The sequence below is a fragment of the Paenibacillus bouchesdurhonensis genome, assembly GCF_900155685.1.
Taxonomy (GTDB): domain Bacteria; phylum Bacillota; class Bacilli; order Paenibacillales; family Paenibacillaceae; genus Fontibacillus; species Fontibacillus bouchesdurhonensis.
Genome location: NZ_LT732547.1, coordinates 923,934 through 942,936 on the forward strand (window position 1 = coordinate 923,934; position 19,003 = coordinate 942,936).

Below are 19,003 nucleotides of genomic sequence, written 5' to 3' on the forward strand. Positions count from 1 at the left end.
TAATTATAATATATGAAATAATTAGGATATCTTACAGCCCGCAAGGCGGGACGGGAATTATGAGCGAAAGGAAGATCAATTATGGGCTTTCAAACCGAGTTCAATTCAGTATGTAAATTCAAGAAGGAGCAAGAGCTTTACGAGCTGCTGGAATATGGGCGCGGCAAAATGCTGAAGGAAGGGCTGCGCGTATATCCGACGGGGCAGAAGGTGATCGCCTATTCTCCGGATAACAAGGCCGTAGCTATCGTCAAAATAACGGCATGCGTATCCGAGATTAATTTTAACGGGGAAGAGGTTACTTCCGTTGAGCTCCAGCTGGTGCGCCAGTTGACGGAGCAGGAGGCGGCTGTGCAGACGGCGCTCGCGCATGAAATGTTCTTTGGGGATGTGGAGACCGTTTGATTGTTCGCTTCGGTTACGTAGCTATGTCGACGGTCGTTAAGAATGCATCGCCATCCAAGACAATGACTTACAAGACATTCAGCAGTCTAAGCGACCGGGAGGCTGCCGTACGCCGCCTTGAATTCATTGCGGCTGATAATTTGCACAACACACTGCGGCTCCTTCGGCATAACGAAGCGAATGATATCAAAGTATTTCGTTTCTCCTCCAAGCTGCTGCCCTTAGCAACGCATGAGGCTCTGGCAGGCTGGAATCCCTACGAAGCGCTTATAGAGCAATTTCAGGCTATCGGCAACTTCGTGAAAAAACATGATATGCGCGTTTCGTTTCACCCGGATCATTTCACGGTGCTAAGCACGCCCCGTGCTGAGGTTCTGCAGAACTCGATTCGCGATCTTCGGCATCATGTGGCGATGCTGGATGCCATGGGGTTGAATGGACGAACGAAGAATAATATTCATGTAGGCGGGGCCTACGGAGACAAGCCATCAGCCGCTACGCGGTTTCGGGAGAACGTCTCCGCGCTTTCGGACAGCATCAAGCAAAGGCTCATGTTCGAGAATGACGACAAGACGTTTAATGCTCCCGAGACGCTGGAGCTGTGCGAAGCCCTGGGCATTCCGATGGTGCTTGATATTCACCATCAATGGGTGAACAATGAGGGAGAGCAGCCCGGCGATCTATGGCCGCGCATAATGCGTACATGGCAATCGACGTATGCTCAGTCCGGTTCCTTGGGCACCGATCCATTGCCGCCAAAAATTCACGCTTCCAGTCCCAAAAGCGCGAGTGATCCAAGAGGACACGCTGATCACGTCAGCGCCCTGCCGCTGCTTGGCTTCCTCAGAGCCATCGCTCCTATGACAAAGCGGCTGGATGTAATGCTGGAGGCGAAGCTTAAGGACGGCGCATTATTTGCGCTCATGGAAGATTTGCGCAAGTATGAAGGCGATGGCGTTAAAATTCTGAATGAGGCAAGCGTGCAAATCATGCCTTAAAACTTGAAAATAACGCCGAAATAAGGTAAGTTGAACAAAAATAATCTGAACTAGATGATTTGAACCTGATGTTGTTGAAGTTACACCAAAATTAGCGTTTCGTTGGAGGTATGTTCTATTATGGGAGATTTACTCGCAGGAAAAAATATTATCGTAATGGGTGTGGCTAATGATCGCAGTATCGCCTGGGCCATCGCTCAAAGCTTGGCGGAGCAGGGGGCACGATTGGCCTTTACATACGAAAATGAGCGGGTGGAAGGCCGGGTACGCAAACTGGCCGAAACGATACCAAATTCGCTGATTCTTCCTTGTAATGTGACGGTTGATGAAGATATCGACAAGCTGGCTGATGCACTGAAGAGTGAGTTCGGCGTACTGCATGGCGTGGTGCACAGCATCGCATTTGCGAAAGCGGAGGACTTGGCCGGAGAATTCGCGGATACATCCCGGGAAGGCTTCGCGCTGGCGCATGACATTAGCGCTTACTCGCTGGTGGCTGTGTCGAAACGACTAGCTCCTCTGATGACAGAAGGCGGCAGCATTATGACAATGACGTACATGGGATCTGAGCGTGTTATGCGCAATTACAACGTCATGGGCGTTGCCAAGGCTGCACTGGAAGCCTCCGTTCGCTATTTGGCGAATGATCTCGGGCCGAAGAACATCCGCGTCAATGCGATTTCAGCGGGGCCGATCCGCACGCTTGCAGCGAAAGGCATTAGCGACTTCAACTCGATTCTGAAGCAAGTCGAAGAGAAGGCTCCTTTGCGGAGAACGACTGAAACGGCAGAAGTGGGCGACACTGCGATGTTCCTGATCAGTCATCTCTCCCGCGGCATAACCGGAGAGGTTATCTTTGTGGATGGCGGTTACAATATCGTCGGTGCATAATGTCACTTCATGTTGAAGAAAGTTCGTTTCCGGAGCAGGTACCGTACCTGCGCTGGTCACGGGCTTTTTCCATAAGGGAAGGCATATTTGGTCAAGCTGCCCGAATATAGCTCTAACTGGGGTAATGGATGCAACTTTACAGTACTCAGGACGTATAGTTTTAAAAGGCAAAGAATTACAAGATTAAGATAGAAAGTAGAGTGAAATCTAGTGGAACCAAACGACAACGTGGTGGGCAGTAAAAGTCCGACAGCTGTAGCGATCAACTCCGCCTCCAAAGCGGGTGAGTGGATTAAGAGCAGGCTTGGCATGTTCAAGCAATTAGATACGAAGCTATCGCCACAGGATTTGGTGACGGATGTAGATAAAGGTGCGGAGCTCATGATCCGCAAGCTGATACTTACTCATTTCCCGGATCACGATATTCTAGGGGAAGAAGGGGTGCCGCCAGGCGCGGCTGCTTCGGAAGCAGCTTTAGCCAAGGCGAGATCTTCAGAGTACTTATGGATCGTTGATCCGGTGGATGGTACAACGAATTTCGTCCATAGCTTTCCATTCTTCTGCGTATCGATCGCTTTGGCTTATCGTGGCGAGGTGGTCGTGGGCGTAATTTATGATCCGATTCGGGACGAATTGTTCGTAGCCGAGAAGGGAAAAGGGGCCTATGTGCACGGCAATCCGACTCTAGTCTCGGAGGATGCGGATTTATCGAGCAGCGTGCTGGCCGTCGGATTTAATCCGGACCGCGAGTTCGCATTGCCGGCGAATATGAAAGGCATCAATGCGCTGGCTCTGGAGACGCGCAGTATTAGAGCGGGAGGCTCCGCCGCGCTGCATCTTGCTTATGTGGCAGCAGGCCGCTTGAGCGGGTATTATGAAGTAGGGTTGAATGCTTGGGATGTGGCGGCGGGTGCCCTGCTTGTGAAAGAATCTGGAGGAATCGTAACGGATACGGCGGGGAATCCTTATGATCTCGGCGTTCGCCATCTAGTGGCAACCAACGGAAAAATTCACGATGAGCTGCTTCAATCTCTCGCAGCGGCGGACGCCACGGGCATCTAGCACATGATTTTCTATTCTGTAATTCCTTAACGTATTTTCAGGATGAAGGAGTGTATCAGGATGAGTGAAGATCGCGAGAAGTTGGAGAAGGAGCTAAGCGAATTGCTAAGCGAAGTCGAGGAGAAGAGTGAGAGGGAGCGGCTGGAGGAAACGCGAAGAAGCCTTCCGCATAAGTATGAAATCCGTATTCAGACAGAGTTGGATCCGATCGTGGAGGAAACGCTGAAATATCGCAGCATGGCTAAAGAAATCGATGGACGGTATGATGAGTATTTGAAGAAAACAGTGCGTGGCGACAAGGGCCCTGAGTAATTCGGGGCCTTAATTGCCCTAAAAGCACCTGTGTGGATTCTGATAGAACCTTACATGGGCTGGGCATATTGGGGAGTGAAATGGTAAATTGTTCTCACATAGATGGAGTATTCGATGTTTAACAGCCGCTTTGCTCGCGGTAGCAGTGCTGCTGTGTTTCCCGGTAAATTACTTGATTGCCGCCTCTCGATCCATTTCGGAGGGAAATGCTCTCGAACACGCTATCTCGATTCAGATGGAGGAGAAGGCATACCGCATTGTGGCTCTAGGTGATTCGATTAGCGCGGGGTATGAGCCAGGCATGAATGAGAGCAGTGTTCCCTATGGCTATGTTGAACGACTTAGAGAGCAAGGCTTGTATCATGGCCGGACTAAAGTATACAATTACGGAATTCTCGGGCTGACCAGCAGCGGGCTGAAAAATTACGTCTCTGCCATTCAAGAAGGAGTAGCGGTAAAGCCCGAAACGATCCAGCGAGGCTTGCCTGATCCGCGCATCTCCGCCTTTGCGGCAGGGATAGTCGATGCTCGGGCTGCTCTGGAGCAGGCAGATTTGATTACCATTACGATCGGCGGCAACGACCTGTACAGTCTGATCTCGGAGATAGAGAACTATAGCTCGGTCGAGATCGAGGCGAAAGGCCGGGAGTTGATGAATGCTTATACGCTGAACGTGCGGGAGATTATCGATGATTTAACGGCGATGAACCCTCATGCGGAAATCATATTGATGGATCAATACCAGCCGGTGCCAAAAATCATCATCGGCTCGGCGTACAGCTACTTGCAGAGCGCGGCAGATACATTTACGACAGCGGTTGAAGGGCTTGCCGGCGAATATGCTAGGCAGGGCAAGCACGTCAAAGCTGTGCATGTGGCCCAGGTATTTAAGGGCCGGGAAATCGCGTTGACGCATATTTTTCCCAGGGGAGACATCCACCCGAACCAGGCTGGGTACGAGATGATCGCCAAGGTCGTTGCCGAAGAGGTATGGGGAGCCTATCAGGAGAATGAGGCTTTGCAGGAAGGCGTTCCGGTTCAAGTTGTCGTGAAAGGCAAGAGGGTGCAATCTCCCTATGCCCCGGTGCTTCGCCAAGGTCAGACCTTTCTGGCACTAAAGGATATTACAGAGGCTATTGGAGCTTCATCCTCATGGGACAGCCGCAACAGCACGGCTTTTGTAACCTACAATGGACGGAAGGTGAGCATTCCCATCGGCTCCAGTAAAATTATTGCTAATGGTGAAGAGATCCCCACGAACAGTCCGGCTTTTCTGAACAAGGTCGGGCAAGAATCCAAAACCTATGTTCCGCTGGCCCTGCTTGCTCACGGGCTGGGTCTGGATGTGCAGTATATAGAGAAGAGCAAAACGGTATTCATTAATTTATAGTTCTTAGCTTTAGCCATTATAGATAGAGAAGGGCGGCCCTCGCTGATCATTATGCGGGGGCCGCCCTTTGTGCACGCTATATATATCTGCTATAGAAAGAATGATGCCCTAACGGCCGCTGATTTCCCGGAAGGAGGCTTCCGCCGCTTCAAGGGTGAAATCAATATCTTCGTCCGTATGGGCCGTAGTTAGAAACCAGGCCTCATATTTGGAAGGAGCCAGGTTGACGCCTCGATTCAGCATAGCCCGGAAGAAGGCCGCGAACATGTCGCTGTCGGTATCCTGCGCTTCATCATAGTTCGTCACTGGATGATCGCAGAAATGCGTCGAGAATGCTCCGGCAATGCGATTGATGGTTAACGGAACCCCGCAGCGCTGTGCGGAATCCGCCAGTCCGTTCGTTAGCTTGACGGCCAGGCGCTCCATTTCCGGATAGACGCCATCCTCCTGCAGTACTTCCAGGCAGGCGATGCCTGCGGAGATAGAGGCCGGGTTACCAGCCATCGTTCCGGCCTGATATGTCGGACCGAGCGGAGCGACCTGCTCCATCACTTCCTTGCTGCCGCCGTAAGCGCCGATCGGCAGCCCGCCGCCGATGATTTTGCCTAGCGCGGTCAAATCCGGACGGATCGCTTCATGATTGGCCAAACCATTGAAGGTTTGGGCTGATCCGTAATGGAGGCGGAAGGCGGTGATGACCTCGTCATAGATGACGAGCGCGCCATATTGCCGGGCAAGTCTGCAGAGATCTTCGAGGAAGCCCTCCTTCGGCATGACCATGCCGAAGTTGCCGACAATCGGCTCGACCATTACCGCGGCTACATCGTCGCCCCATTTGTTCAGGGCAGCCTGAAGCGCTTCAGCGTCATTAAACGGCACGGTGATCACCTCATGGGCGATGCTGGTCGGGATGCCGGCGCTGTCCGGAATGCCCAGCGTGGAGGGCCCTGAACCCGCGGCAACCAGCACGAGGTCGGAATGGCCGTGGTAGCAGCCGGCAAATTTAATGATTTTATTGCGCTTCGTATAGGCGCGGGCTACGCGAATGGTCGTCATGATCGCTTCCGTCCCGGAATTGACAAAACGGACTTTGTCCATGGAGGGAATCGCGCTCTTCAGCATTTTTGCCAGCGTGATTTCCAGCTCGGTTGGCGTGCCATACAGGGTGCCGTTCGCGGCCGCTTCTTGAATGGCGCGGGTGACGTGCGGATGCGCATGTCCTGTTATAATGGGACCGTAAGCTCCCAAATAATCGACATAACGGTTGCCGTCCACGTCCCAGAAATGGGAGCCCGCCGCTTTGTTCATAAAAACGGGCGCCCCGCCCCCAACCGCTTTGAAAGAGCGGGAGGGGCTGTTGACGCCGCCAACAATATGCTTGAGAGCTTCTTCGTATAAATGTTCTGATTGAATCCGGTTCATGAGGGTACATCTTCCTTTCGAGTGGTGTTTAGCGATTTAATGATTAATTCCGGTACGCCTCCGTAGCAGGGGGAGACCCGGAACTGGAGCCGGTGTTCTTGCTCGTTCCGGAGCCTGTGCTTGTAGCTTCTCCAGCGCTCGTCTCGTTGCTTGCGTCTACGGATTCCGCCGGATCGCTACTCCCATCGGTTGCATCCCCCGGCTCCTCCGGCGAGGTGAGCACATCCTGCACAAATTGCTTCAATTCATCATCATCGCGGACGCCAAGCACCTCGGAGCCTCCGATATTTTTCTCTACAAGCAGCTTCATCGGAGGAATTTGCTCGCTGCCAGACATCTTGCTATCATAGGCAACGGTAGCCAGCTTCCACATGTCATTGATCGTTAAGTTCGTATCGATATAAGGATTCACTTTCTCCAAAATCGACGGGAGCTTCATGATCGATGTCGTCGATATCATTTTCTCGGCAACAGCCTTGAGGAAATTACGCTGGCGCTCAGTTCGCGTATAGTCGGACAGGGCATCATGCCGAAAACGAACATATTGCAGTGCAGAATTGCCGTCGAGGTGCTGCTGTCCTTTTTTCAAATTAATATCGTATTCATGGTTATCCGCCTTACTGGTGTAGCGCATATCCTTCTCTACATAGAAGTCAACGCCCCCGATGGCGTCGACAAGCTCGATAAAGCCCTGAAAGTCGGTATAGACGTAATATTGAATCGGGATGCCAAGCAGCTCGGAGACCGTTTCCATTGCCTTGTTGGGGCCGTAGGTAATGGCCGCATTGATGCGATCCGAGCCGTGGCCTGGTATTTTAATATAAGTATCACGCATAATAGAGAACAGATAGGCCTTCTTCTCTACGGGATCAACGGAGGCGACCATCATCGTGTCGGATCTGGGGATTTCCCCCTTCTTGAGTCCGCGGGCGTCCACGCCCATCAGCAGGATATTGACCCGCTCGGTGCCCTCCCATTTCGGGGGCTCGGCTTCCTTCTTGGTCTCAACCGGCTGAACATTGTAGAAGGGCGATTCCTCGCCTTTCTTCTGGAATTTATCAACTTGATTGTAAATGGCGATAAAATAATAAGCCGCGACGGCGGCAATGGCGACCAGAACCCCAGTGATGGACCAGATGATCGTCCGTTTTGTGCGTTTCGTCATAATGTTCGTTCCTTTCGGTGGATAACGATGAGAACCGTTGTATTGGATGTTTCACATACCCATCCATTATAATTTCTTTTGTAGGTACAATCAATTTTCGTATTTGTGAATGCAGAAAGGGGATTTAAAAACATGGTTGATGTTCAAGTACAGGTAGGTCAGCTTGTTCCCGATTTTCGGCTGCCCGCGGACGGGGGAGAAGAAATCGTATTGAGCCAATATCGCGGCCGCAAGGTCATAATATATTTCTATCCGAGAGATATGACACCGGCTTGCACGAAGCAGGCCTGCGATTTTCGGGATCAGAGCGAAGTGCTGATGGAGCAGGGAGCCGTCGTGCTCGGCGTTAGCGGAGATTCAGTGAAATCGCATGATAAATTCAAAGCCAAGCACGGGCTGTCTTTTCCGCTGCTTGCGGATGAGGATCATCAGGTCAGCCGCCTGTTCGGCGTATGGCAGCTCAAGAAAATGTATGGCCGTGAATATGAAGGAATCGTGCGCTCCACGTTCCTGATCGACGAGGCTGGCAGACTGCTGCAAGAGTGGCGAGGCGTCAGAGTGGCTGGACATGTCGATAAGGTGTTGGAGGCTTTGCAGGAGCATACGAGCTCCAAATAAGGATATGTGCCGTATAGTCTTTTTTTTATAGTGCGTTCATATAATCTACCAGAAACCTAATCAATTGATATAATCGGCGGAGGTAGATTGAATATGAGTAAAAAAAGGCTCGCAGGACTACTGTTGTTTCGTATGGTTACCGTTATAGTGGCTATCGTTCTTATCGTTACGATGATCCCGTATTCCGAAAGCCAGACAATTATGCCTGAGGCTGCCGCTCAGTCTTCTAAGAGTGCAGCGGCTGCCTCCATGGCATCACATGCTGTATCATCCGTTTTTTTAGAATCCTCCGTAAATATAACCTCACCAGCTGCATCAAAAATCTCATCACTAGCTGCGGCGCCAATCAGAACGGTCAAGCCGGAATCATCCTCTAAATCCAGTTTCGAATCTAAGCCTGAAGAAGCAAACAAATCAGCAAAAAAGGTAGTGTACCTTACTTTTGACGACGGACCTAGCAAATGGACTGACGACGTATTGGACATATTGAAAAACGCTGATGTGCCGGCTACGTTCTTTCTGCTCGGTGAGCAGGCCAAGCGTTACCCGGAGATCGTCCATCGGATTGACGAGGCAGGACATGCGATCGGCAACCATACATACAATCATAAATATGATGAGCTGTACAGCAGCTTTGGTATGTTCTGGTCTCAAATCAAGGAGACGGAGGAAGTGCTCAGAGGCATTACGGGAACGCGTACTCCGCTTGTCAGAGCTCCTGGCGGCACGTACGGCCATTTCGATGCAAACTATTTCAAGCTTCTGGAGCAAGGTGGCTATAAAGTATTCGATTGGAATTTGGACAGCGGGGACTCTAAACGAAAAGGGGTGCCAGCCTCTGAAATTGTGGAGAACGTGACCTCGGCCAAGCAGGGGAGCTCCATGAACGTATTAATGCACGACGGCGGCGGTCATGAGGAGACTGTTAAGGCTCTGCCTAAAATTATTGAATATTATAAATCGCTGGGATATGAATTTCGCGCAATTACTCCAGAGGACACTCCCGTTCAATTTACCGTCTCCCCCAAGATGAAAAGCAGTAAGCGTCCACTACCCTCAAGCGCATGGGTTCAGGCTCATATCGTTCCTAACGCCGTGCTGTTTGGCCCCGATGCACCGCTCTATATCGAGGCCGGGGGAGTAGAAACAAGGCTTGCAGCAGGTGAATACGAGCTAAGGAACGGACAATACCAGGTTCCGCTTCGGACGGTCATGGAGCGGCTGGGAGCAGAGGTTCGTTGGAATGATAAGGATCAAACCGCGGTTATCTCCTGGAGAGATGCCAGGATTACTATTCATTCGGCGAGCAAAACGTTAGCCGTGGAAGCGCCGGGGGAGGCTCCAGTAGAATATGCTGTTGATATTGACAGGAAGAGTGGATTGATGTGGCTGCCCTTGCGTACGCTGCTTGAGGTGGCGGGACATGACATTTTGACGGTAACCTCCAATCCGGAAGAACGCAGGGTACGAGCGTCATGAATGATGATTGGCGGCAGAATCTCCCGCCTACGTCTATTTTCGGTAGGTTCTGGCCACAATGTTGGTAGAATGGCGACCGGAAATGGAATGGAGGTAGCACAGTTATGATAGATCATTATTCAGCAGATTTGCTCGCGAAGCTAGTAAACCGGGTAGATAGTGTAATTATAGGAAAAAGAAAGGAAATTGAGCTTGCTGTCGTCTGTATGCTGCATGGGGGACATATTCTGCTTGAGGATGTGCCCGGAGTAGGCAAGACACTGCTGGTACGCACGCTCGCAGCCTGCCTCGGCGGCTCGTTCGGCCGAATTCAGTTTACTTCGGATTTGATGCCGTCCGATGTAACTGGTGTGTCGGTATATCATCCCCATACGGGGGAGTTCGAGTTCCGCTCTGGGCCGATCATGGCTCATGTTGTGCTTGCCGACGAAATTAACCGCGCGGCTCCGCGAACCCAATCCGCTCTGCTTGAGGCGATGGAGGAGCGCAAAGTGACAGTGGACGGAGTGACTCATCCGCTGCCGAAGCCCTTTTTGCTGCTAGCCACGCAGAACCCTTTGGATTATGAAGGAACCTACAGATTGCCGGAAGCTCAGCTTGATCGATTTTTGATGCGTGTTGCCCTTGGTTATCCGCAGCCAGAGCAAGAGTTGGAAATGCTTGACCGTATGCAGGAGAGGCTGTCTATAGAGGATATGCGTCCAGTGCTTCTGCTTGAAGAGATGGTGCAAATGCAGCGACAAGTCAGAAAGGTACTCGTTGATGAACGGATTAAACAATATTTAGTAGAGATTGCCGATGCATCCCGTAGTCATCCCCAGCTTGCGCTTGGAATCAGTCCACGAGGAACCTTGGCCTGGATGGGGGCGGCTCAGGCTATGGCCTATTATAAGGGACGTTCGTATGTGATTCCTGATGACGTTAAGGCGGTGAGCGCAGCGGTTTTGGCTCACAGGCTGATGTTAAAGCCCGAGGCGAAATTAGCGGGAATGAATGGGAAAGGTGTGGTTGAGGAGTTATTGGCGCAGGGGAAGATACCGGTGTTTTTCCAGCAGCGGGGAGCATCGTCGTGATGAATAGCAGCATTCGATCGTGGATTGCAACCGTACCGCTCGTTGGCTTTCTCGGTGCCTTATATGTCTGGAAAGGGGGGGGAGCTTCGTTATTCCTCTTTCTGCTGGCACTGTCCATTGCAATCGTGGGGGCCGTTATACAGCTTTGCGGGCCAAGAAGAGTCGTTGTGCAGCGTACCTGGTCGCCGCTATCCCCTTATGACGGAGAGGAAATCGAAGTCACGATTCATGTGCAGTTAGTCGGCGGGATTCCTCCGCTCTGGGTGCAGATTGAAGATTATTTCACTGATGGTGAGGAGGAGAGCGGCAAACTGCTGTTCACCGGATTCAAACGCAGCTATAGCGGCACATACCGTTTAAGTGAACTGTCGAGGGGAGTTTACAGGGAAGGAATTACAAGGGTTGCTTGGGGCGATATTTTTGGATGGTTTAAGCGCTGCCTATTTGTTGAGGGAAAAGATAAGCTTATCGTCCAGCCGCTTCCCCTTCGTATTTTTTCATCTGACGGGTTTAAGGGACGGTATGAGGAGGGCATTGGCGAGCTATCAACAGAAGCAGCGGGTTATTTGCCAATTTGGGGCAGCCGCTTAAGAGCATATGCACCTGGGGATCCGCTCAAGATCATCCATTGGAAAAGCTCGGCTCGCCGTGGCGAACTAATATCCCGTGCACCGGAAGAAATATATGAGCCACCCTCCTGCCTGCTTCTTTATACTGATGAGAAGTCTTATTTCGGTAAACAGGAGTTTGGACATGATAGGCAGGAAATGTTCGAAATTGCCGTCTCTGCTGCGGCGGCCTGGCTGCATCGAGAGAGCGAAGCAGCAGAAGAGTTTTACTTCCGGCTATGGCCGGGGGACTATACATTTCAGCTGAGCGGCCGGGAAGGGTTGTACAAGGGGCTTGAGGTTTTGGCACAAGCTCAGCCTGCGACGGAACCCTCCGTATCCTTTGCTCATGCTGGGGAACCGTGGAGTAGTCGGACTGTCCGTGGGCGGCGAGTCACGGTGATTACTGGTTGCCTGACTTCATCGCTTGTTGCCGACCTGCTGCAAATGGCTGAGTCTGGAGCCGGGTTGGAATTGTGGTGTGCTGCTGATAATGCATTTGATAAAGCTTCTGATAAAGCGCTGATGACGGAGGGAACGAGCGATGTCTCCGATCACTTGGTAGCAGAGCTGAGAGGGCATGGCATTCATATTGTACCGCTTCCGAATTATGCATGCCCGGAGAGGACGCTGGAGATCGGGGGGACAGAGCATGTCATCGCCTAGTTTGGAATATCCCTCCGTTAATGCCTCCGTTCGTCTAACTAAAGACGAGCCTGCTCGGCTGCGATTGCACAGAAGTCTGGTATCTCTGCTCTTGCTTGCCCTTTTTGGGGAATGCCTGTATCCACTCTACTCTATTGTGGTCGAATATGAGAGGGCGGTTATCGATGTTTTCTTATGTTTAACAGGCGCCCTGCTGCTTGTTGGCAGTCTGCAGCTCGTCTCATGGCTGCAAGCCGCGCTTCAATTGCTGCTAATTGGGGGGGCATTGTTTTATTTATTTGGTTTGAATGAGGGAATCGCTTGGTTTAATGGATATGGGGAAATGGTCGTTCAAGATATTGCGGCAATAATTCAAACCGGGAGGCTCAGTGAGGCAAGTTCGGAGTCAAGAATGCTTTTATTACTCATCGGGTGGAGCCTGCTGGTCGTTTCCGTTCAGATGCTGGCGATAGGCCGTCAAACGATACTGCTCTTTCTGTTCATAACTATCATATATTTGTTTATCATTGAGATGATATTTGATTCGCCGATATTTTACAATCTGGTACGAGCGGTAGGTATCGGCCTTTGGATACAGTGCTACACGTTTATCATGCAGCTTCGCGAGAAGGGTTACATCAAGAGGAAGGAGCCAAGTCCAGTCAGAAAAAAACGAAGTGGACGAGCGTATGCAATCGCTGCTCCTCTAACGGTTTTGGGGCATGTCCTTTTCGCCGGCGCGCTGTGTTTCCTGCTTCCGGTTCTGCCGAATCAGCAGCAGCCTTGGCAGGATTTGATGAAGGGTCTGCAAAGCTGGTATGAAGGAGAGGGCAGAGCCGGCGCGAGCAAGGCTGCCTCCTCCAGTGTATCGGGGTACGGGCGCGATGATGATGAGCTGGGGGCGCCGTTGGAGCTGCGCTGGGATACTTATTTTACAGCGGAATCGCCTGTGCCCGCCTATTGGCGCGGTGAAAGCAAGAGTGTGTACACTGGTCGCGGCTGGCTGCAGCCCGCAAGCAGGGATACTTCTCAGGAGTTTTACGAGAATGGATCAACGCTTCTGCCCCAGGATGATGTAGTGGCGAGTACGGGCAAGATCAGACAAACGATCACGTTTCAAAAACCGGTCTCCGGGAGGCTGCCGCTTTTCAGCGGGGGCATTCCTGTACAAATTGATCGCGTCTTCGCCAAAGATTACCGCAGCGTTCCATTCCAGGCCAGTTTAAATCAAAGCACCGGCGCTATTTATTTGAAAGAGGCAGATCAGGCTGGGCGAGCCATCTTCGTAGAAGGCGTTCAGGGTTATGAGTTGACGGCCAGCAAGCTTCCGGATGCAGGCGGGCATTTGCGGGAGCGGCAGGGCGATGATCCAGCAATCATCAAGGAGCAGTATGTCCAGCTTCCAGACAGTTTGCCGTCGCGCGTTCGCGAACTGGGCAAATCGCTGGTTCAAGACAGCGATAATCGTTATGATGCGACAATGGCCGTCGCTAGATATTTGAAGCAGCATTATGCCTACGACCTGAATTCGGCAATTCCGCCGGAGGATGAGGATTTCGTCGATCGCTTTCTGTTTATCGACCGCCAGGGCTATTGTGATCATTTCTCCACGGCTATGGTCGTGCTGCTGCGCAGCAACGAGATTCCCGCGCGCTGGGTTAAGGGGTTTGCGCCCGGAGAGCGGAACAAGGATGAGGCTGATTCGTACACGATCACTTATGCGGATGCCCATGCCTGGGTAGAGGTCTACTTTCCGGGACATGGCTGGGTTCCCTTCGATCCGACACCCGGCTATGAATCTGTCATGTCGGCCGCAAGCGGGGCGGGCGGTCAATGGCTTCTTCCTTCGTGGCTCTGGGAAACGGTGCAAAGAGTAAAGGGGCTTCCCATCGCGATGAAATCCATTACGGATCAAGGCTTGCTTATTCTAAGGAAATCCTTGGTTGCAGCGCCGCTCATCTGGACTGCTGCATTGCTTGCAGTCGTTCCTTCGGCTTGGTTCGTAATTTGGTCTGTCGGAAATGCTTTTATGTGGCGCAATTTATTTGCATTGTGGTGGATTATCGTTCGGCCTCGAAGCAGCTTTCCTGATCAAAGGCTGCTGCTGCACGCTGCAGACAGAGTCTGGCGGCAGTTGTATCAGGTTCATGGAAATAAACCGGAGGGGATGACCGCAAGAGAATATGTGGACTCGCTTGCTGCAAAGCAAGTAGAGGATTTCAACAAATTGGAGGAGTTTGTCCGGGATTGGGAAACATTATATTATGGAGGATCAAGGCCGGATCGGACAAATAGCCGAAATTTTCTGGAGTTATGCCGAAATTTGGCTTTACGCCGGGGATAAGATGTCTACCGAACTTTCTTGACGACTTCTTTTGTCGTTTCGTATAATTAGTTTCATGAATTGAGGGAGGCTCGGTAATGAATAAGCCAAATGAATTGATTGTCGTTCTTGATTTTGGAGGGCAGTACAATCAGCTGATAGCAAGAAGAATTCGCGATCTAGGAGTGTATAGCGAATTGCTGCCATACAATACTTCAGCAGAGCGGCTGCGGGAAATGGCCCCGAAGGGCATCGTTTTCTCCGGCGGCCCTTCTAGTGTGTATGCAGAGAATGCGCCGCAAATTGATCCTGCTGTGTATGATATCGGTGTGCCGATTTTCGGGATTTGTTACGGAATGCAATTGATGGCGCATCAGCTCGGCGGAAAGGTAGAACGTGCGGCTAAGCGGGAATACGGGAAGGCGGACGTAAACTTCGCTGAGCATTCGGCGTTAACGAAAGGCCTGGAGTCGAAGCAAACGGTATGGATGAGCCATGGCGACCATGTCGTGGAGCTGCCGGAGGGCTTCGTCGTCGATGCCTCTACGGAGCACGCTCCAATCGCTGGATTCGTGAATAAGGAGCGCCGAATGTACGGCGTACAATTCCATCCGGAGGTACGGCACTCTGTGAATGGAAACGAAATGATCCGCAACTTCCTGTACGAAGTGTGCGGATGTGCAGGCAACTGGAGCATGGAGACGTTCATCGAGGATGCGATTCAGGATATTCGGACGCAGGTCGGCGATAAGAAGGTATTGTGTGCGCTGAGCGGCGGCGTTGATTCCTCCGTTGTAGCGATGCTTATCCACAAGGCGGTAGGCGATCAATTGACTTGTATGTTCATCGATCATGGGCTGCTGCGCAAAGGCGAGGCCGAGAGCGTAATGGAGACATTTGTTGGCAAGTTCGATATGAAGGTTGTCAAAATTGATGCCCGCGAACGCTTCCTGTCCAAGCTGGCAGGCGTCGATGATCCGGAGCAAAAACGGAAAATCATCGGTAATGAGTTTATCTATGTGTTTGAGGAAGAGTCCAAACAGTTTGACGATTTTGCATTTTTAGCGCAAGGCACGCTGTATACCGATATCGTGGAGAGCGGCACGGCGACTGCTCAAACTATCAAATCTCACCACAACGTTGGCGGGCTGCCGGAGGATATGAAATTCGAATTGATCGAGCCGCTGAAGGCGCTGTTCAAGGATGAGGTTCGTAAAGTCGGCGAGGAATGCGGCTTGCCTGCGGAAATCGTCTGGAGACAACCGTTCCCTGGTCCAGGACTGGCGATCCGCGTATTGGGCGAAGTCACGGAGGACAAGCTGAAAATCGTTCGCGATTCCGACTACATTCTGCGCGAAGAAATCGCCAAAGCGGGCCTTGATCGTGAAATTTGGCAGTACTTCACAGCGCTCCCTAACATGAAGAGCGTTGGAGTCATGGGCGATGCTCGGACATACTCCTACACCGTCGGCATTCGCGCGGTAACCTCCATCGACGGGATGACCGCTGACTGGGCGCGTATTCCTTGGGACGTGCTTGAGAAAATCTCGGTACGCATCGTTAACGAAGTGGAGAACGTGAACCGGATCGTTTATGATGTGACTTCGAAACCACCTGCTACGATCGAGTGGGAATAATTCACTAAGAGCATTTGAAGTGAAAACGTTGATTTGACTGTGTTTTGAAAGTACGTAAAATGTATAAAGCAATAAATAAGCTCTCCGCTAAAATCTCGCCAGAGGAAACGGAGGAAATGAGAGATACTGTGTAAAAGCAGTATCTCTATTTTTTATTTCCTATTTATTTTGAAGTCACTAAATTTTTGATTAATACATCTAAGCGTTCTTGAGGATTATCTCACTTTGCTGAAAGTACAGTTTTAGTTGTCAACAATCTCGGTAATTGTTCCTCCCAAGACTGCATTTCCTTTTTCAGAAACCGCTACCTCTAAAAACCGGGGTAATTCTGTACTTTTAATTGGATCTAGTTGTTGTATAAAAGTAATACTTCTATTTTCACCATGAATATTTTTACTAAATTTGCAATTTGAGAAGAAAATCCTTTTTTGTTGTAGTAGAAGAGAGCCATGTTCAAATTCCTCAAGATTTTTATATGGAATCGCGGATACGATAAAGAAGGAATGAATTACGTGTTTGAGATTACAAACGAGTTTAAAGAGAAGAGAATTTTATTAAGAATAATCAAGAGATATTCAAACACATTGAAAATAAATATTACTAAAAAAGATGCTATAAAGAGGGGATGAAACAATTTCTCATCCCCTCATCATTGCCTTTATTTATCCTAATTCAACTATAATCTGGTGTGTCTTGCCATCCCCGGCAATGGGTATTGAATGGCCTTCTACGGGCTGACCGTCCATGACGATGCTTTTGATTCCGGATTGCACTCCAGACGGATTAAAGATGGATATATCATAGAGATCCCCTCGGAAATTCCGCTGAATCCGGCATTCCTTCCAGTCAGCTGGAATGACCGGATTAATGGTGAAGCTCGTATACCCGGGATGGAATCCTAGCATATATTGGGTCGCTGAACGAAAGATCCATCCTGCCGTTCCAGTCACCCACGCGAACATGGTTTGTCCAGCCCGGGGATTATCAGGGCCAAAATACATATTGGTCAAGGCGTACGGCTCGCAGCCGGAATGCTCGGATGGATTGCCTTCGCTGTTTGGCATAATTTTCAACATTGTCTGATACGCTTCATTGCCTCTGCCAAGACAGCAGTCGGCAACGATCTTAAAGGATCCGCCATGGCAGTACGGAGCTCCATTCTCCCAAATACCGGGCACAAAGCCTGTAAGACGGCCGATCTCCGGTTTATAGCTTGTATACGTAGGAGAGAGGGTTAACGGCCCATAGGGTGAATCCAGCCGTTCATCAATGGCTTTCAGGCATGGTTGAATGCGCTCGTCCGGGGCAATTCCAGACATCAGCGCCCAGGTCTGACTATTCAGATAAATGCTTCCTTCTGTCTCTGTATGAGTACCGACTTTTTCTCCGGCGTCATTATATCCCGCAAGGTACCATTCTCCGTCCCATCCTGTATCATTGACGGCATGCTTGATGCGCTCAGCTCGCTCCATCAACTCTTGTACAAGCTCTTGATCCTGCAGAATCTCTGCTGCGATTTCAGCGGTTTGATTCAGGGCATAGTACAGGGCAATGGATGTCCAGACGCTCTCTCCCTTCCCGCCAATGCCAATTCCATTCAGGGAATCATTCCAATCGCCATCATGGGCCAGTACGAGCCCGCGCTCCCCGGTATCTTCGGATGAATACCGTACTGCTGTAAGCATATGCTCCCATACTGTTGCTTCGCCTTCATCCAGATAAGGAACCTTGATATCAAGAAACTGGTTGTCCCCCGTCTCCTTCAAATAGGCGTTAACCGTCGGCGCGATCCAGGTTGGGCCATCCGAATAAATATGAGGGTCAAGCGGCAGCCAGCCTCTTACGCAGCTCCCATCGGAATACTGATAACGCAAGGTTTCAAGAATTTTGTCCTTGGCCAGGCTGGGATTGAAGGAAGCAATCGCCCAGGCATCCTGCAGCTGGTCACGGAAGCCTTTACCGGTATCGCGTCCTGCCTCAGCGCATAGCTGTACCTGCTGCTTGATCCAGGAGTTGACGAGATTGTTCACCTTCTCATCGGGTGTGTCGATCCGAATCGTGTTCATGATGTCCTGTCTGGATTTCAACACCGCTGTGAATTCTCGTTCGATTGCCCCGGGAGCAAACAGCTTGGCAGTCATGCCACGGGCCCGCTCCAAAGAATCAGTCGCGCCGATCAGCACATGGAAGCTGCGGGCCTCTCCCGGCTGAAGTGTAATCGCATTCTGAAGCACGCCGACCATATCTTCATTGGAGGCTAACGTGTTGGAACAATTTCCGGACACCACTGCTTGTGGCGCGTTTAAGTGCCCGTAAGTACCTAAGAAGGCTTTTCGCGAGGAATCGAATCGCTCAATCGTTTCACTTGAAGCAATAAACCCGTTGAACCATTCATGCGTACGGTCTTGAGTTGTATTGTAGGCTATAAGTAAATTATGATCTTCATCAAATTCGGAGAATAGATTGGAGTAATAGTTGCTGTATACTTTATACCCGCTTAACGAGAATTCTACAAAAGAGAAGACCTTCATTTTGCGCTCGCGGCTGGAGTTGTTCTCCAAGGTAATTGTCCAAATCTCCGCAGGATCCTCTTGATTAATAAACACCCTGGCTTCGGCTGTGATTTGTTGATAGGTCCCTTTGATTTTTGAGTAGCCAAGCCCATGTGTGCAAGAGTACGAATCGAGCTCTCGATTAACAGGATACCAGCCCGGATTCCAGAACTCGCCGTTCTCTTCATCGAGTAGGTAGAAGTAGCGGTTGCCATTCTTAATAATGACGGCCCGTCCTCTGCCCTCCTGGTCAATATAAGCTGCAGCGCGGTCCCCATACGCGCCTGTCCCGCCGCCTAGCTGGTTCACACCGGATAATATATAGGGATTCCATAAGTAATTCAACATCGGTCTAGGTGTGCGCGGAGTGGTAAAGATGAATTCAGAACCGTCATTCGAGAAATGTCCAAACTTTGTCATATG

15 protein-coding genes are annotated in these 19,003 nt (G+C 50.7%); 12 read left to right on the forward strand and 3 right to left on the reverse strand.

The genetic code is table 11. From position 1 onward, the window contains the following. Positions 1 to 81: 81 nt before the first annotated feature. The 6 genes from CZ379_RS03820 to CZ379_RS03845 all read left to right on the forward strand — a co-directional run bounded on the left by CZ379_RS03820 (position 82) and on the right by CZ379_RS03845 (position 5,058). Positions 82 to 405, forward strand: coding sequence for a hypothetical protein (locus tag CZ379_RS03820; protein WP_110930395.1), 324 nt, complete (start codon positions 82 to 84; stop codon positions 403 to 405). After that, entirely contained in the window at positions 402 to 1,403 is a 1,002-nt protein-coding gene (uvsE, locus tag CZ379_RS03825) for a UV DNA damage repair endonuclease UvsE (protein WP_110930396.1), read from the forward strand. Before CZ379_RS03820 ends, uvsE begins: the two co-directional genes overlap by 4 nt. A gap of 120 nt (positions 1,404 to 1,523) precedes the next feature. After that, a complete protein-coding gene (fabI, locus tag CZ379_RS03830; RefSeq protein ID WP_110930397.1) occupies positions 1,524 to 2,294 on the forward strand; it encodes an enoyl-ACP reductase FabI in 771 nt (256 codons plus the stop codon). 210 nt (positions 2,295 to 2,504) lie between these two features. After that, positions 2,505 to 3,356, forward strand: a complete 852-nt coding sequence (locus tag CZ379_RS03835; protein WP_110930398.1) for an inositol monophosphatase family protein — start codon at positions 2,505 to 2,507, stop codon at positions 3,354 to 3,356. A 60-nt stretch (positions 3,357 to 3,416) separates the two neighbouring features. Continuing rightward, positions 3,417 to 3,668, forward strand: a complete 252-nt coding sequence (locus CZ379_RS03840) for a hypothetical protein (RefSeq protein ID WP_110930399.1) — start codon at positions 3,417 to 3,419, stop codon at positions 3,666 to 3,668. Positions 3,669 to 3,756: 88 nt separating this feature from the next. After that, entirely contained in the window at positions 3,757 to 5,058 is a 1,302-nt protein-coding gene (locus CZ379_RS03845) for an SGNH/GDSL hydrolase family protein (RefSeq protein ID WP_110930400.1), read from the forward strand. A gap of 108 nt (positions 5,059 to 5,166) precedes the next feature. Here CZ379_RS03845 and CZ379_RS03850 read toward each other — a convergent pair whose 3' ends face one another. Next, complete coding sequence (locus CZ379_RS03850; protein WP_110930401.1) at positions 5,167 to 6,480, reverse strand: glutamate-1-semialdehyde 2,1-aminomutase; 1,314 nt, start codon at positions 6,478 to 6,480, stop codon at positions 5,167 to 5,169. Between the two features lie 43 nt (positions 6,481 to 6,523). Then, the gene (locus tag CZ379_RS03855; protein ID WP_110930402.1) at positions 6,524 to 7,645 is read right to left on the reverse strand and encodes an LCP family protein; all 1,122 of its coding nucleotides are present in this window, start codon (positions 7,643 to 7,645) and stop codon (positions 6,524 to 6,526) included. Positions 7,646 to 7,777: 132 nt separating this feature from the next. Between CZ379_RS03855 and bcp the strand changes: the two genes are divergently transcribed. The 6 genes from bcp to guaA all read left to right on the forward strand — a co-directional run bounded on the left by bcp (position 7,778) and on the right by guaA (position 16,028). Next, positions 7,778 to 8,263: a thioredoxin-dependent thiol peroxidase gene (gene bcp / locus CZ379_RS03860; RefSeq protein WP_110930403.1), complete on the forward strand. Its 486-nt coding sequence runs from the start codon at positions 7,778 to 7,780 to the stop codon at positions 8,261 to 8,263. A gap of 93 nt (positions 8,264 to 8,356) precedes the next feature. Continuing rightward, positions 8,357 to 9,742 carry a polysaccharide deacetylase family protein gene (locus CZ379_RS03865; RefSeq protein ID WP_234404797.1) on the forward strand — a complete coding sequence of 462 codons (1,386 nt, stop codon included), beginning with the start codon at positions 8,357 to 8,359 and terminating at the stop codon, positions 9,740 to 9,742. 104 nt (positions 9,743 to 9,846) lie between these two features. Next, the gene (locus CZ379_RS03870; RefSeq protein WP_110930404.1) at positions 9,847 to 10,815 is read left to right on the forward strand and encodes an AAA family ATPase; all 969 of its coding nucleotides are present in this window, start codon (positions 9,847 to 9,849) and stop codon (positions 10,813 to 10,815) included. After that, entirely contained in the window at positions 10,815 to 12,089 is a 1,275-nt protein-coding gene (locus CZ379_RS03875; protein ID WP_110930405.1) for a DUF58 domain-containing protein, read from the forward strand. Before CZ379_RS03870 ends, CZ379_RS03875 begins: the two co-directional genes overlap by 1 nt. Next, positions 12,076 to 14,412 carry a DUF4129 domain-containing transglutaminase family protein gene (locus CZ379_RS03880; RefSeq protein WP_199925436.1) on the forward strand — a complete coding sequence of 779 codons (2,337 nt, stop codon included), beginning with the start codon at positions 12,076 to 12,078 and terminating at the stop codon, positions 14,410 to 14,412. Before CZ379_RS03875 ends, CZ379_RS03880 begins: the two co-directional genes overlap by 14 nt. 77 nt (positions 14,413 to 14,489) lie before the next feature. Further along, positions 14,490 to 16,028: a glutamine-hydrolyzing GMP synthase gene (gene guaA / locus CZ379_RS03885; RefSeq protein WP_110930407.1), complete on the forward strand. Its 1,539-nt coding sequence runs from the start codon at positions 14,490 to 14,492 to the stop codon at positions 16,026 to 16,028. A gap of 662 nt (positions 16,029 to 16,690) precedes the next feature. On the opposite strand, the gene CZ379_RS03895 is transcribed toward guaA, so the two are convergent. After that, a complete protein-coding gene (locus tag CZ379_RS03895; protein WP_110930409.1) occupies positions 16,691 to 19,000 on the reverse strand; it encodes a GH36-type glycosyl hydrolase domain-containing protein in 2,310 nt (769 codons plus the stop codon). Positions 19,001 to 19,003: the final 3 nt, after the last annotated feature.

Excerpts from the sequence above, each read along its gene's own strand:
- CZ379_RS03870 (WP_110930404.1), top strand. The coding sequence starts at position 9,847 with ATGATAGATCATTATTCAGCAGATTTGCTCGCGAAGCTAGTAAACCGG.
- CZ379_RS03840 (WP_110930399.1), top strand. The coding sequence starts at position 3,417 with ATGAGTGAAGATCGCGAGAAGTTGGAGAAGGAGCTAAGCGAATTGCTA.
- CZ379_RS03850 (WP_110930401.1), bottom strand. The coding sequence starts at position 6,480 with ATGAACCGGATTCAATCAGAACATTTATACGAAGAAGCTCTCAAGCAT.
- CZ379_RS03875 (WP_110930405.1), top strand. The coding sequence starts at position 10,815 with ATGAATAGCAGCATTCGATCGTGGATTGCAACCGTACCGCTCGTTGGC.
- guaA (WP_110930407.1), top strand. The coding sequence starts at position 14,490 with ATGAATAAGCCAAATGAATTGATTGTCGTTCTTGATTTTGGAGGGCAG.
- CZ379_RS03895 (WP_110930409.1), bottom strand. The coding sequence starts at position 19,000 with ATGACAAAGTTTGGACATTTCTCGAATGACGGTTCTGAATTCATCTTT.
- fabI (WP_110930397.1), top strand. The coding sequence starts at position 1,524 with ATGGGAGATTTACTCGCAGGAAAAAATATTATCGTAATGGGTGTGGCT.
- CZ379_RS03855 (WP_110930402.1), bottom strand. The coding sequence starts at position 7,645 with ATGACGAAACGCACAAAACGGACGATCATCTGGTCCATCACTGGGGTT.
- bcp (WP_110930403.1), top strand. The coding sequence starts at position 7,778 with ATGGTTGATGTTCAAGTACAGGTAGGTCAGCTTGTTCCCGATTTTCGG.
- CZ379_RS03880 (WP_199925436.1), top strand. The coding sequence starts at position 12,076 with ATGTCATCGCCTAGTTTGGAATATCCCTCCGTTAATGCCTCCGTTCGT.
- CZ379_RS03865 (WP_234404797.1), top strand. The coding sequence starts at position 8,357 with ATGAGTAAAAAAAGGCTCGCAGGACTACTGTTGTTTCGTATGGTTACC.
- CZ379_RS03820 (WP_110930395.1), top strand. The coding sequence starts at position 82 with ATGGGCTTTCAAACCGAGTTCAATTCAGTATGTAAATTCAAGAAGGAG.